This is a genomic window from Bradyrhizobium sp. 33ap4, assembly GCF_032654765.1.
GTDB classification, from domain to species: domain Bacteria; phylum Pseudomonadota; class Alphaproteobacteria; order Rhizobiales; family Xanthobacteraceae; genus Bradyrhizobium; species Bradyrhizobium australafricanum.
The window spans coordinates 147,591-161,462 of record NZ_JAUMTJ010000008.1 but is presented as its reverse complement, the minus strand read 5'-3'; the positions used below and the strand labels follow the sequence as shown (position 1 = coordinate 161,462).

Annotated in this window: 15 protein-coding genes; 10 read left to right on the top strand and 5 right to left on the bottom strand. The window is 64.9% G+C overall.

The window, feature by feature from the left end; translation table 11 throughout:
* Positions 1-41: 41 nt before the first annotated feature.
* The gene (locus Q2M23_RS08750) at positions 42-509 is read right to left on the bottom strand and encodes a hypothetical protein (protein WP_233475444.1); all 468 of its coding nucleotides are present in this window, start codon (positions 507-509) and stop codon (positions 42-44) included.
* A 265-nt stretch (positions 510-774) separates the two neighbouring features.
* On the opposite strand from Q2M23_RS08750, the gene Q2M23_RS08745 reads away from it, so the two are divergent.
* The 5 genes from Q2M23_RS08745 to Q2M23_RS08725 all read left to right on the top strand — a co-directional run bounded on the left by Q2M23_RS08745 (position 775) and on the right by Q2M23_RS08725 (position 6,299).
* A complete protein-coding gene (locus Q2M23_RS08745; protein WP_316395331.1) occupies positions 775-1,404 on the top strand; it encodes a DUF1326 domain-containing protein in 630 nt (209 codons plus the stop codon).
* A gap of 44 nt (positions 1,405-1,448) precedes the next feature.
* Positions 1,449-2,222 (top strand): DUF2182 domain-containing protein, encoded by a 774-nt coding sequence (locus Q2M23_RS08740; protein WP_168856235.1) that lies wholly within the window; start codon positions 1,449-1,451, stop codon positions 2,220-2,222.
* A gap of 657 nt (positions 2,223-2,879) precedes the next feature.
* The gene (locus Q2M23_RS08735) at positions 2,880-3,176 is read left to right on the top strand and encodes a hypothetical protein (protein ID WP_028341258.1); all 297 of its coding nucleotides are present in this window, start codon (positions 2,880-2,882) and stop codon (positions 3,174-3,176) included.
* 404 nt (positions 3,177-3,580) lie between these two features.
* The gene (flhA, locus tag Q2M23_RS08730; protein ID WP_253638932.1) at positions 3,581-5,713 is read left to right on the top strand and encodes a flagellar biosynthesis protein FlhA; all 2,133 of its coding nucleotides are present in this window, start codon (positions 3,581-3,583) and stop codon (positions 5,711-5,713) included.
* Positions 5,714-6,098: 385 nt separating this feature from the next.
* Positions 6,099-6,299 carry a hypothetical protein gene (locus Q2M23_RS08725; RefSeq protein WP_016848568.1) on the top strand — a complete coding sequence of 67 codons (201 nt, stop codon included), beginning with the start codon at positions 6,099-6,101 and terminating at the stop codon, positions 6,297-6,299.
* A gap of 282 nt (positions 6,300-6,581) precedes the next feature.
* Here the strand turns inward: Q2M23_RS08725 and Q2M23_RS08720 are convergent, their stop codons facing one another.
* The 4 genes from Q2M23_RS08720 to fliI all read right to left on the bottom strand — a co-directional run bounded on the left by Q2M23_RS08720 (position 6,582) and on the right by fliI (position 10,164).
* Positions 6,582-7,550 carry an anti-sigma factor domain-containing protein gene (locus Q2M23_RS08720; RefSeq protein WP_253638931.1) on the bottom strand — a complete coding sequence of 323 codons (969 nt, stop codon included), beginning with the start codon at positions 7,548-7,550 and terminating at the stop codon, positions 6,582-6,584.
* A 3-nt stretch (positions 7,551-7,553) separates the two neighbouring features.
* Positions 7,554-8,099: a sigma-70 family RNA polymerase sigma factor gene (locus Q2M23_RS08715; RefSeq protein WP_028335734.1), complete on the bottom strand. Its 546-nt coding sequence runs from the start codon at positions 8,097-8,099 to the stop codon at positions 7,554-7,556.
* 211 nt (positions 8,100-8,310) lie between these two features.
* Positions 8,311-8,730 (bottom strand): flagellar export protein FliJ, encoded by a 420-nt coding sequence (gene fliJ / locus Q2M23_RS08710; protein WP_016848565.1) that lies wholly within the window; start codon positions 8,728-8,730, stop codon positions 8,311-8,313.
* 108 nt (positions 8,731-8,838) lie between these two features.
* Positions 8,839-10,164, bottom strand: a complete 1,326-nt coding sequence (gene fliI / locus Q2M23_RS08705) for a flagellar protein export ATPase FliI (RefSeq protein ID WP_028335735.1) — start codon at positions 10,162-10,164, stop codon at positions 8,839-8,841.
* Between the two features lie 367 nt (positions 10,165-10,531).
* Here fliI and ctrA point away from each other — a divergent pair, with 367 nt between their 5' ends.
* The 5 genes from ctrA (at position 10,532) to Q2M23_RS08680 (ending at position 13,774) form a co-directional block, all read left to right on the top strand.
* A complete protein-coding gene (gene ctrA / locus Q2M23_RS08700; protein ID WP_016848562.1) occupies positions 10,532-11,233 on the top strand; it encodes a response regulator transcription factor CtrA in 702 nt (233 codons plus the stop codon).
* 167 nt (positions 11,234-11,400) lie between these two features.
* Complete coding sequence (locus tag Q2M23_RS08695) at positions 11,401-11,805, top strand: DUF350 domain-containing protein (protein WP_057015189.1); 405 nt, start codon at positions 11,401-11,403, stop codon at positions 11,803-11,805.
* Positions 11,806-11,821: 16 nt separating this feature from the next.
* Positions 11,822-12,256 (top strand): hypothetical protein, encoded by a 435-nt coding sequence (locus tag Q2M23_RS08690; RefSeq protein WP_316395330.1) that lies wholly within the window; start codon positions 11,822-11,824, stop codon positions 12,254-12,256.
* A 108-nt stretch (positions 12,257-12,364) separates the two neighbouring features.
* Complete coding sequence (locus tag Q2M23_RS08685; protein WP_168856231.1) at positions 12,365-12,583, top strand: hypothetical protein; 219 nt, start codon at positions 12,365-12,367, stop codon at positions 12,581-12,583.
* Between the two features lie 33 nt (positions 12,584-12,616).
* A complete protein-coding gene (locus Q2M23_RS08680; RefSeq protein ID WP_316395329.1) occupies positions 12,617-13,774 on the top strand; it encodes a glutathionylspermidine synthase family protein in 1,158 nt (385 codons plus the stop codon).
* Positions 13,775-13,872: the final 98 nt, after the last annotated feature.

Below are 13,872 nucleotides of genomic sequence, written 5' to 3'. Positions count from 1 at the left end.
CGGCACGCTCCGCGGCGGATTCGCGCGCGGCTAGCGTCGCATCAATTCCCGAAGTTCGGGTCCTGCGACTGGAACGGGCCGCATTTGGCGCGTTTCGCAAACCGCTGATCGAAATCGACCGTGCCTCCGCCCACCGGAATCTGTGTCGGCGGCAGTCCCCTTGTGTACTGGTCGACGGTCACCGTCTTCTTGTCCGCGCTCATCGTGACGCGAACCGGCTCAAGCGGCTTGCCCTTGTTGGCCTCGGTCAGGTCGAGCGCGTAGTAGCCGATCACCGTCTGGCCGGCGCGCAGGCCTTGGCCTGCCAATGCAACCGATAGCGGTAGATAGACCTCCATCCTGACGCCTTCGCCGTCGCACGCCAGCATGCGCATCATGGCGGCGTCCTGGCCCGGAGGCTTTGCGGCAGCGCCCGTCGCGACGGAAAGGGTGACAGCCGCGACAGCCCCGAAACCACCAATCCAGGGTTTGCCGGTCGTTGCCGCCGCACGGTCTCCTTGGCTTGTCATGGATCCCCCGACACGAAGCGACTTGCTCGGTATTTCGTCTGACGTCGAGGCTTGGACGTTCAAATCCCGGTCCGTCCTCCCTCCCCGATCGGCGCCTCCGTGCGCCGCCGCGGCGATGTTTGGGCGATCGGGCGTCAGCGCTTCCTGTACCGCCGGACCGGTTGCTGCTATGATCCCGGCCTACTTGAACTGATCCGGTTTTTTTGAAGCGGAAAGCATTCTGAAGCGCCTGCATTGATCACCGACAGTCATATGGAGGTTTGCCATGGCTTCTGACTGGCGTCTCGAAGGCGAATGGATCAAGAACTGCAATTGTGCATTTGGCTGCCCCTGCGATTTCAATGCGCTGCCGACGCATGGTTCCTGCAAAGGCATGGTCGGCATGCGGATCACCAAGGGGCATTTCGGCAGCACCAAGCTCGACGGCCTGGTGTTCGCGGCAACCGTCGACTTTCCCGGCGCGCTTCACGAGGGCAACGGGCAGATGCAGCCGATCGTCGACGAGCGCGCCACGGCGGAACAGCGCGAAGCGCTGTTCAACATCCTGTCCGGCAAGAATTCGGCCGAAGGCACGCTGTTCCAGATCTTCAGCCTGATCGTGACCAAGATCCATGATCCGGTGTTCGTGCCGATCGAGTTCTCCTTCGACAAGAACGGGCGCGTCGCCAAGCTCGTCGCCAAGGGCGTGCTGGAGACCGAGGTCGAGCCGATCAAGAATCCTGTCACCGGCACGCCGCATCGCATCCAGGTCGTGATGCCGGAGGGGTTCGAGCATAGGGGGGCCGAGGTGGCCTCCTCCAACATCCGCTCGACGGGGGCGATCAAGTACGAGACCAAGGGCTCGCACAGTTCGCTCGCCAACGTCGTGCAGACGCCGGACGGCGTCGCGGCCTGACACAGCCGGGCGCGGATCGGCCGTTTGGCTGCTGGGATCCCAACATGAGCGAGACATCGGCGCTCGAAAACGTCCTGCGGCATGACCGCCTGATCTTTGCAGGCGGCATCGCCGCGGTGATGGCGCTGGCCTGGGCCTATCTCCTGGCCGGCGCCGGCATCGACATGAGCATGGCTGATATGCCGATGGATCCGACGCCATGGACGCCTTCCTATGCCGTGCTGGTGTTCGTCATGTGGTTGACGATGATGGTCGCCATGATGATCTCGAGCGTCGCGCCGATGGTGCTGCTGTTCGCCGCCCTGAAGCGCAAGCAATCGGCAACGCCCTCTCCCTTCGCTGAGGCCTGGATCTTCCTGTGCGGCTATCTCGTGATCTGGGCCGGCTTTAGCCTCGCCGCGACGCTGGCGCAATGGCAACTCGACCTCGCCGGCCTCTTGTCGATGGCGATGGCTGCTACCAGCGCGACGCTCGCCAGCGGCGTCCTGCTGCTGGCCGGGCTCTACCAGTTCACGCCGCTCAAGCGCGCCTGCCTGCGCTACTGCCAGAGCCCGGTGCTGTTCCTGAGCCGGCACTGGCGACCGGGCACGGCCGGTGCGCTGCGCATGGGGCTGCGGCACGGCCTTTATTGCCTCGGCTGCTGCTGGTTCCTGATGGCATTGCTGTTCGTCGGCGGCGTGATGAACCTGCTCTGGATCGTCGGCATCACCGTCTACGTCGCCTGCGAGAAGCTGCTCCCGGTCGGCCACCGCCTCAGCTATGCCGCCGGCGCCGCGTTGATTGTGGCGGGACTGATCGTGCTCGTGCATACGACTTGAGAAAGTGTCCGGACGTGTAGGAATATCGATCGCGCGACGGCGATCATCCTGTCGAAGAAGATCGAAAGCAGTGCGAGCTGGTTCACACTTGCCAATCGTCATCCGTGCCAAGATCGTTCGGACGGTGGATTGTGCGTCGCAGGCCGGCAGCGCTGCTTGTGACGGAACTGACGAGCGACAGACGCTCGCGTGCTGGCGTCAAGCCAGATGCCCCACGCCCCCGGCCGTCGCACCGAGAGAACCGCATGCATTTCATCGGAGGTACATCATGCATACCTTGCCCGCAGAATGGCTACCCGTTTCAACTGCGCCAGCAGACCGGGATCTCGAAGTCTGTGTCCTGGACTATGATGGAATGGTCCATGCGCTCGTGTTCCCCTGCCACAAGGACGGCGCCGACTGGGTCGTTGGTTCAAATGACCACGTCCATGTTCAACCGACGCATTGGCGCAGTTGGACTGAGCCCGCCTAAAGCGGGCCTCTGCACCGCCGGGCGGACCCGGCGCAGGGCCGCCGGGGACGCTCCATGGCGCCCGGACGAGTTACCGCCATCGCGCCGCACGGGCACGAGCCCCGGTGCGGCGTCAATCTCGCGCCAGCCCATGAAATCGGCTAGACTTGTCGCGTGAGGTTCAAGGGTGGGCCAGGAGGCTCGTCATGGAATCACACGTGATCCCCTTTGAAAATCGCTGGACCAACGGCAAGCATGCCTGGGAGTGGCACTGCGAGCTCGAGCGGCTGGGCGTGCCGACGGTCCGGACGATGTACTGCGAGCATGAAACGCACCGTCGCAACAAGTCGGCGGTGGTGTTCGACATCCCCGCGGGCTTTGTCCACGACTGGCTGGCCTTTCATGACCGGCGCGCCGCCCGGCAGCAGTTCTTGTGGCGCGCCAGTGTCATCACGCTCGGCATCATCGCCGCATCGGGCGTCGTGCTCGGTGCGCTCAGATAGAGGCCGCAAGGCCTGCGGCCTCATCCGTGGCCATCCTTCGAGACGCCCGCCTTTGGCGGGCTCCTCATCAGGATGACGCGTTGTTGCGGGGCAAAATCCTGGTCTGGACCGGTGAGGGCGGCGCATCTTGACCACGAGGCCCTCTCACCCCTACTTCCGGCCGCGAATCCCCCTGCCGGCGCCTGCGACGACCCGTGCGGTCGCGCGAAAGCCCTTATTAACCCTTTGCTAACCATACACCCGGCAAGAATTGCCGAGTGAAGTCGAGTGTCGTCGAACGCGTCTAACGGGCGGAGATCCCCGTGAACGCCAGCGCGGTGCCTCACTTTCGGAACGGCGGCCCTGCGGCCGTCGCGCAGACGCTTGGCGGCCGCAGCCGCCAGTCGCGGGGGAGAGCGGCTACCATGGTCGACGTCACGGCGGGTCAGGGCACGGCAGGCAAGAGCGGATTGCCGAGCCTCGGCGAGATCGGCGACATCCTGAAGCGCGGCGATATCGCGCTGGCGATCGGCGTCCTCACCATCCTGGTGGTGCTGATCCTGCCGCTGCCCTCGATCGTGCTCGACCTTTTCCTGGCGGTCTCGATCACGGTCTCGATCCTGATCCTGATGACCTCGCTGTTCATCCAGGCGCCGCTGGAATTCTCGTCGTTTCCGACCATCCTGCTGATCTCGACCATGCTGCGGCTGTCGCTGAACATGGCCTCGACCCGGCTGATCCTGAGCCACGGCCATGAGGGCACGGCGGCCGCCGGCCACGTCATCGAGGCGTTCGGCAACTTCGTGATGGGCGGCAACTTCGTGATCGGCATCATCGTGTTCGCGATCCTGGTGATCGTGAACTTCGTGGTCATCACCAAAGGTTCGGGCCGCATCGCCGAAGTCGCCGCACGCTTCCAGCTGGACTCGATGCCCGGCAAGCAGATGGCGATCGACGCCGACCTCTCCGCCGGCCTGATCGACGAGAAGGCCGCCAAGGAGCGCCGCAAGGCGCTGGAAGACGAGAGCGGTTTCTTCGGCGCCATGGACGGTGCCTCGAAATTCGTCCGCGGCGATGCCATCGCCGGTCTTTTGATCGTCGGCATCAACATCGTCGGCGGCATCATCATCGGCGTCGCCCAGCAGGGCCTCTCCTTCAGCGAAGCCGCCCGCACCTACACCGTGCTGACGGTCGGCGACGGCCTCGTCACCCAGGTGCCCGCGCTGATCGTGTCGACCGCCGCCGGCCTCCTGGTCTCCAAGGCCGGCATCACCGGCGCCGCCGACAAGGCGCTGATGCGCCAGCTCTCCGGCTATCCGCAGGCGCTCGGCATGTCGGCCGGCGTGATGCTGGTGCTGGCGCTGCTGCCGGGCATTCCGACGCTGCCGTTCCTGGCGCTGGGCTCCGGCGCCGCGGTGCTAGCCTGGAACGCACGCAAGCAGAAGCGGGCTGCGAAGGCGGCCGAAACGGCAGCCGCCGCCGCCCCTGCTGCAGCCGCGGCCGCCGCCGCTGCGGCCGCGGAGGAGCCGATCGCCGCCGCGCTCAAGATCGACGACCTCAAGATCGAGCTCGGCTACGCGCTGCTGCCGCTGGTCAACGGCCCCGACGGCACCGACCGCCTGACCGAGCAGATCAAGGCGCTGCGCCGCTCACTGGCCATCGAGATGGGTTTCGTGATGCCGGCGGTGCGCATCCTCGACAACGTCCAGCTCGAAGCCAACAGCTACGTCATCAAGATCAAGGAAGTCGACGCCGGCACCGGCAAGATCTGGCCGAGCCAGTTCATGGTCATGGACCCGGCCGGCAACCAGGTGCAACTGCCCGGCATCCACACCATCGAGCCGACCTTCGGCCTGCCGGCGACCTGGGTCGACGCCGGCCTGAAGGAAGAGGCCGCGCTGAAGGGCTACACCGTGGTCGACGCCGCCACGGTGCTGTCGACGCATCTGACCGAGCTGCTCAAGACCAACATGGCGGACCTGTTGTCCTACGGCGAGGTGCAGAAGCTCTTGAAGGACCTGCCGAAGGAGCAAGGCGAGCTGATCAAGGACATCGTGCCGGGCCAGGTCACGGTGTCGGGCATCCAGCGCGTACTGCAATTGCTGCTCGCCGAGCGCATCTCGATCCGCGATCTCTCGACCATCCTCGAAGGCATCGCCGATGCGCTGGCGTTCTCGCGCAATCCGGCCACCATGGTCGAGCACGTCCGTGCCCGGCTGGCCCGCCAGATCTGCGCGCAAAACACCTCGCCGAACGGCTATTTGCCGCTGATCGCGCTGTCGGCGCGCTGGGAGCAGGCGTTTGCGGAGTCGATCGTAGGCACCGGCGACGACCGCAACCTGGCGATGCAGCCCTCGAAACTGTCGGAGTTCATGACCGCCGTGCGCAACGCCTTCGAGCAGGCGGCGCGCGAGGGCGAGGCGCCGGTCCTGGTGACGTCGGCCGCGATCCGGCCGTTCGTTCGCTCACTGGTGGAACGGTTCCGCTCGCAGACCACCGTCCTGTCGCAAGCCGAGATCCATCCCAGGGCCCGGCTGAAGACGGTCGGCAGCGTCTAGAGCCTGTTGTTCCGGAGCGTTTTCTGCACGCGGGACGGGCGTCCAGCTCGCGCGAAAACGCGCTAGCGGCCGCAAATCACTTGGGTTTTCGTCTGTGCTTTCTCGCCACAGGCAACTGATTTATGCAGACAGGTCCGGAACGGCCCTATCTGGGATGCAGCATCCCAGCACAATCCCAAGACACTGATATTAAATCGCTTTAATGCGCTTTGGATTACCAAAGGGTCATTTTTGATCGCGCACGATCACGTCTCATCACGGCCTTGTGATGGCCTCTAGGGAACGGAATCGGCAAATCCTACGTTAGCGGGGCACGAGACGTTGAACCGGACAACAGACCGAACCGACAGATTTACTGAGAGCAGGAAGGCGGCAGGAGACTTCCATGAACCACTCGATCTACAGCGCCGATCGTATGACGCACCTGAAGATTGTGGTCGTGGCGTTGTTCGCCGGTATCTTGGTCGCGGGTTTCGGCATCGCGGCACATAATTCGTCGGATGAGGGATACACGCAGACGGCGCGGGTCATGAAGGCCGGCAAGCCCGTCGCGATCACCAGCTCCAGCAACTCGCTGGTCCGCTAACAGGAGAGTTTCACGAATTCACGTAGTGTTCTTTACAGCCCCCCAAAGTCGCTGCGTGGATATTTAAGACCCCCAACTACCCCCAAGTTGACTATCGAAAACGCCCGCTCCCCACGGGCGTTTTCTTTTTTGTGCGGGTGGCCGACGCGACGTCTTATCCACGTCATTGCGAGCGAAGCGAAGCAATCCACTGTCACCGCTCGCTCGGAAGCATGGATTGCTTCGCTGCGCTCGCAATGACGGACGGCCACCATCGGCAACCTCTGACGATGGGCGGCTGGCCTATCGCGGCGGCGAAGCCGACGCGCCCGGCACGGTCTCGATCAGCTTGCCGGTGAAGATCGGCGCCGAGGTCGGCTGGCCGTTCGGTGAACCGCCGGCCTGCTCGACGGTCACCGCATAGGTGGCGCCGTTGATCACGTCGGAATCGTAGCCCGACAGCACCGGCCGCGCGGTGAAATCATCGGCGCCGATCACGCCGAGCGAGCGCGGCTGCGGCAGCTTGTCGGAGATCAGCCAGAGCTCGAAACTCTTGCCGGGCTCCGACGGGGCGCCGACCTTGCGGACGGTAAAATTCTTGGTGGCGCCGTCGATGGTCATGATGAAGGCCGGCCCGCCATTCTGCCCCTGCAGCAGCGCGACATACTGCGCGGACGGCGTCAATGCCGGCGCCGGCGTCTTCACTTCGACGGTCTGGATGCGCGGCTTCGGCCGGATCGCATTCGGCAGAGCGTCGGGCTTGTAGATCTGCAGGCCGAGCGTCACCAGCAGCGCGGCCGCGATCGCGGTCGCGGCCGACGCGATACCGCGCCAGCGCTTCACGCGGCCCGTCAGCGCGGTCACGTTGCGCTCGTCGAAGATGACCCGCGGCGGTCGGGCCTCGGGCAGCCTCCGGGGCTCGGGCGACTGCGCAGGCTCCGGATCGAACGCCGAGCCGAATTCGGGATCGTCCGTGATTGGCGAAGGCGGCGGCGTCTCCGTCGTGGCCGGCGTCTCGGGCAGCACCAGCGGCGCCTGCGGCGCGCTCGTGGGGCCGATCGCCGCCTTGATGTTGTCCCAGACCACCGGACGCGGCTCGACCAGGCCGACCATCTGATTCAGCGGCCCGAGCCTGAACTGCCAGCCCTGCACCAGCGCTGCGAACTCGCTGTCGACGGCCATCATGGTCTCGACCTGCGCGCGCTCCTCGGCATCGAGCGTACCGAGCGCATATTCCGCGGCGAGCGCGATATGGTCTTCGCTATAGGCCATCAATCAGAGTCCAAGACACTCCCGGATATCCATCAGGCTGCGGCGCAGCCAGGTCTTCACCGTGTTCACCGGCGTCTCGAACTTTGCGGCGAGTTGCTCGCGGCTCCAGCCGTTGTAATAGGCGAGCAGCACGAGCTTCTGACGATCCGGCTCCAGACGACCGACGCACTCCAGCAATCGCTTCAACTCTTCCGTCATCTCCCGTCGCGCCAGCGGATCGGGCTGGTCGGCTGCGACCTCCATCGCCGCCGGCTCTTCCTCCAGCGAGGCCTCGCCGCGCTTGCGCACCACGTCGATGGCGCGGTTGCGCGCGATCGACGTCATCCACGTGATCGGGGACGACAGGGCTGGGTTGAACTGCCCGGCGCTGTTCCAGATCTTGACGTAAGCCTCCTGAATGACCTCCTCGGCGAGGTCCTGTCGCCGCAAGATACGGAGCACGACGCCGAAGAGTTTCGCGCGGGTCGCGGCGTACAGCCGCTCGAAGGCTGCCTCATCCCCCTTGGCGACGGCGGCGATCAGCCAGACCAGCTCAGCCGGCGTCAGCATCTTGCGCCCTCCAAGCCCCGATCCCCCATCGCGTCATTGCCACCGTGCTGCCGATCATCCGTCCTGACCGGTGGTAGCATATTTTGGGACACCACGATCCGCCAAGGGGCTAACAAGTGGCCGGCAAGTCGGCGGCTTGTGGACAGCGCCCAGCAAAAAGCCCGGGCGATCGGCCCGGGCTCTCAATCTGGTCAGCGGAGGGAGCGAGGGTTCAGGCGATGACGCCGAGACGGGCCCGCATCAGGCCGATCGAATCCATGTCGGCTTGTTCGCGAGCGCTCTCCTCCGCGCGTTCGCGCGCCTGGTCGCGCTCGTCGAGCAGTTCGACCTTCTTCAATTCCTCGAATGCCTCCGACAGCAGCGCCTTGGCGTCGTCGAGCTGGGCGCGCAGTTCGTCGGCCGAACGGGTCAGGTTCTCGCGGCGCTGGATCGCGGCCTTGGCATAGGTCGGATAGGCGAAGTGCGTGGGGTCGTTGATCCCGGCGCGCTCCTGCTCGGTCTGGATCTCGCGCTCGAGCTCGACCGACATGCGCTGGAAGTCGGCGATCATGCCTTCGATCTGGGTAACCCGACGGCGCTTTTCGTCGACCTGAAATTTCTTCAGGCGGATCAGCGTTTCACGTGACTTCATCGACTCATACTCCCCAGAAGTCCCAAATCTGAACGCGGGACAGAGCCGGCTCCCCGCTGGGCCCCGCCGGCATAGCTATGGTGTGCCGGCGATGATGGCCTGACAAAGTTAGCGTTCCGTTTCCAAACCCGACAGGATTTGAGCCAGTTGCCGGTAGCCGTCGGGAAGGCTGGTGGACTCGTCCTTGGCCTGGCGCAGGTAGGCCTCGAGCGGCTCATGCAGCCGGATCGCCTCGTCGACCTCCGCGCTGGAACCCGGCCGGTAGGCCCCGAGCCGGATCAATTCCTCCATGTCGGCATAGGTCGCCATCACCTGCCGCGCCTTGTTGATGTAAGGCAGGAAGTTGGGGTCGGCCGACCGCGGCATGGTGCGCGACACCGACTTGAGGATGTTGACCGCGGGATAGCGGCCGCGCTCGGCGATCGCCCGCTGCATCACGATATGACCGTCGAGAATGCCGCGCACCGCATCCGCGATCGGCTCGTTGTGATCGTCGCCGTCGACCAGCACCGTGAAAATCGCGGTGATGGTGCCGTCGCCGGTGCCCGGCCCTGCCCGCTCGAGCAGCTTCGGCAATTCGGTGAACACGGTCGGCGTGTAGCCCTTGGCGGTCGGCGGCTCGCCCGCCGAGAGGCCGATCTCGCGCTGCGCCATCGCAAAGCGCGTCACCGAATCCATCAGGCACAGCACATCCTGGTCCTCGTCGCGGAAATATTCCGCGATGGCGAGCGTCAGATACGCCGCCTGGCGCCGCATCAGCGCCGGCTCGTCCGAGGTCGCGACCACCACGACCGAGCGCGCCAGCCCCTCCTCGCCGAGATCCTCCTGGAGGAATTCCTGCACCTCGCGGCCGCGTTCGCCGATCAGCCCGATCACCGAGATCGCGGCATCGACGTTGCGCGCCAGCATCGACAGCAGCACCGACTTGCCGACGCCGGAGCCGGCGAAGATGCCGAGCCGCTGGCCGCGGCAGCAGGTCAGGAACGTATTGAGACCGCGCACGCCGAGATCGAGCGGCGGGCCGACCCGCTTGCGCGAATGCGCCGGCGGCGGCGAGTTGCGGTAGGACATCGGCGAGGCGCCCTGCACCAGCGGGCCCTTGCCGTCGATCGGCTCGCCCATCGCGTTGACGACGCGGCCGAGCCAGGCCGGCGACGGCCGCACCTGGCTCGCCGCATTGGCGATCACCGCGCGGCAACCGCGCCTCACGCCATCGAGCCCGCCGAACGGCATCACCACCGCGTTCTCGCCGGAGAAGCCGATCACCTCGGCGGGGATGAAGCGGCCCGCGCCGACGTCGATCACGATGCGGGCGCCGACCGACATCGCGTGAATGGGGCCCGCGATCTCGACCATCAGCCCGCGGACGCCGACCACGCGGCCATAAATATTGACGCCGTCGATGTCGCCGATCTGCTCCGCGAGCGCCTTCATTGCGAAAACCTTAAGTTTCCGCTTTTTTGCTCCGGCCGCTTAACTTCGTGTTTACCCGCATCATTAATCATTGCGTCACTGTCTTTGGTGACTGAGGTCGCTTGCCCATCAGAAGAAGGGCGAGTCGCAAGAGTCGGTTAGGCCCGTCTCTTAATGTGGAAACTGAACGGACGCGGTTAGGAAAAGCTTCTTCTACGCAATATCTTAGGGCGATTCGACAAAAATTGCACGGTTAGAGCTTGCGCGGAGGAATCAGTTTTTGTTAACCATATCTCGTCAGGATCCGAATCAGTTGTTCAAAGGCGTTTTGTGAGTGCCGCAAGTGCGGCCGACCTGACGCCCGGAGCGGCGACTATAGGGGACTGGCATGCGCGTTTTGCTGATTGAAGATGACAGCGCCGTCGCGCAGTCGATCGAATTGATGCTCAAGTCCGAGAGTTTCAACGTCTACACGACGGACCTCGGCGAAGAGGGCGTCGATCTCGGCAAGCTTTACGACTACGACATCATCCTTCTCGACCTCAACCTGCCCGACATGTCCGGCTACGACGTGCTCAAGCAGCTGCGGGTGTCGAAGATCAAAACTCCCATTCTGATCCTCTCCGGCCTCGCCGGCATCGAGGATAAGGTCAAGGGTCTCGGCGTCGGCGCCGACGACTACATGACCAAGCCCTTCCACAAGGACGAGCTGGTCGCCCGCATCCACGCGATCGTGCGCCGCTCCAAGGGTCACGCCCAGTCGGTCATCCAGACCGGCGATCTCGTGGTCAATCTCGACACCAAGACGGTCGAGGTCGGCGGCCAGCGCGTGCACCTGACCGGCAAGGAATACCAGATGCTGGAGCTGCTCTCGCTCCGCAAGGGCACCACGCTCACCAAGGAAATGTTCCTCAACCATCTCTACGGCGGCATGGACGAGCCGGAGCTGAAGATCATCGACGTCTTCATCTGCAAGCTCCGCAAGAAGCTCGCCAACGCCTCCGAAGGCCGCAACTTCATCGAGACCGTGTGGGGCCGCGGCTACGTGCTGCGCGAGCCGCACGAGGCCGACGAGCGCATTCCCGCCTGACCTTCCGGGCCCGCAGAGAACCGCAAGGTTCGCTCCTTTCGACCTGAACCCCGCCGCAAATGGCGGGGTTTTTGTTTGGGATTGAACCGGCTGTCGGCATGCGCCGACCAAGGGAACGTGCAATCCTGCCTCGCGCGAATCCCGACGAACTCCCGGACCGCCCCGACATGATCCTGCAATCCCTCGCCGGCCTGCCGGCGTTCCTGGTCTATTTCTGCACGGCGCTGATCGCCGTGGTCGCCTACCTCTTCGTCTACACGCGCGTCACCCCGCATGACGAATTCCAGCTGATCCGCGACAACGATCCGGCGGCGGCGATTGCGCTGGGCTTAAGCCTGCTCGGCTTCGTGCTGCCGGTGGTCAGCGCGATCGCCCACTCCGCCAATGTGGTGGACTGCCTGATCTGGAGCATCATCGCGCTGATCGTGCAGATCATCGTCTATTACATCGTGAAGATCCCGGTGCCGAACCTGTCGGGGCGGATCGCCTCCGGCGAAATGGCGCCGGCGATCTGGCTCGGGCTGTCCTCGCTGGCCGCAGGCGCGCTGAACGCGGCCTGCATGATCTACTGAGCCGTTGAGCCAAATCATGGCGCGCAAACCGAACGCGGACTTCGGCAAACGGCGACCGGTCGTGCCGGCGGTGCCGACGCCGCCGCGGCCGGATGCGCCATCCAAGCGCTCCAATCACGTCGCGCTGCTCTTGATGGGCACGCTCGCGGTCGGCGGCAGCGCCTACGCGCTGATGCCGCGGCCGAATTGCCAGCCGATGCCGCCGACGCCGCCGGGCGTCACCGCACCGGGCGTCGTCACACCGGTCCCGCCACAACCAGGCGTCGACTGCACAACGCGCAGCTCATCGTCCGGATCGGGCGGCAGCAGCGGCTCGTCGCGCAGCAGCTTCTACAGCGGCAGCTCGTCGTCGAGCGGCACCTCCTCTTCCTCGAGCTCGTCGTCTAGCTTGTCGGTGAGCCGCGGCGGCTTCGGTTCATTCGCGCATGCGTTCGGCTTCAGCGGCAGCTGATGCATGTTGCCGTGTCATCGCCGTGTCATCGCGCTTTCGCTTGCCCGGCGAACGCAGCTGATGGAAACTCGCCATGGCTCCGCAGACGGCAAGGCAGGGATTGCGTTCATGAAACGCTCGCGCCGGGTATGGCTGAAATTGATGGGAAGTATCGCGATCGGCGCGGCGTCGATCGGCCTGACGCCAAGCCATGCCCGCAGCCACCACCATGCAGGACACGGAAGGAAGGGAAAATCGGCGGAACGGTCGCCCTCCGGCGGCTTCGGCGGCGCGCCGCGCACCATCGCCCGCTACGGCGACGACGATCCGTCGCATGGCGGAAGCTGACACCAGGCTGACGAGCGAGCGCGGTTTCCCCTCATGCAACGCATCGCATGTCCCGAACGCGACGATTGGCGGACGACTGCCGAGAACGCCGGCTTCACCTTCCACACCATCGACGGCGAACGGTACTGGGACGAGCGCGCCTATTACGCCTTCACGCTGGACGAGATCGAGCGCGCGATCGAGGCGCCGACCGGCGAAATCGACGCGATGTGTCTCGAGCTGGCCGGACGCGCGGTCAGGGATGAGCGCTATCTGCGCCGGCTGAAGATACCGGAGGCGTTCTGGGATCTGATCGCGGCAAGCTGGCGCCGCAGGAATCCGAGCCTGTACGGCCGGCTCGATCTCACCTTCGACGGCCGCGGCCCGGCCAGGCTGCTCGAATACAATGCCGATACGCCGACCTCGATCTTCGAGGCCGCGGTGTTTCAATGGACCTGGCTCGAACAGGCAATCCAACGCAACATCATCCCGAAGCGCGCCGACCAGTTCAACTCGATCCACGACCGGCTGATCGAGGCCTGGAAAAGGATCGGCGCGACCCACCCGCTGCATCTCACCGGACTGACCGGAAATCCCGAGGACGCCGGCACGCTCGCCTATCTCGAGGACACCGCGGCGCAGGCCGGGCTGAAGACCACGCTGCTCGACATCGAGGAGATCGGGCTGCGCGACGACGGTCAGTTCGTCGACCTCGACGAACGCCCGATCGCGCTCGCGTTCAAGCTCTATCCGTGGGAATGGATGTTCCATGACGCATTCGGCAAGAACCTCGCGACCGCGCCGACGCAGTGGATCGAGCCGCCATGGAAGGCGATCCTCTCCAACAAGGGCATCCTGCCGCTGCTCTGGGAGATGTTCCCGAACCACCCCAATCTGCTGCCGGCCTATTTCGAGGACGACCCGCAGGCCGCCCAGCTCGGCACGTCGTTCGTGCGCAAGCCGATCTATTCGCGCGAGGGCGCCAATGTCGAGCTGGTCAGCGCCGGCGTCACGCTGGTCGCCGAGCAAGGCCCCTACGGCGCCGAAGGCTTCATCCGCCAGGCGCTGGCGCCGCTGCCGAATTTTTCCGGGCAGTATCCGGTGCTCGGCAGCTGGCTGGTTGACGGCACGCCCTGCGGACTCTCGATTCGGGAAGACGAGAATCCGATCACCGGCAACACCTCGCGCTTCCTGCCGCACGCGATTTTGTAGTTCATGAACGTTGAAAGAACGCGGCTCTGTCGCCGTCATCCTGAGGTGCGAGCGCTTGCGAGCCTCGAAGGCTGCACGGCCCCGCTGGTGGCCGTCGA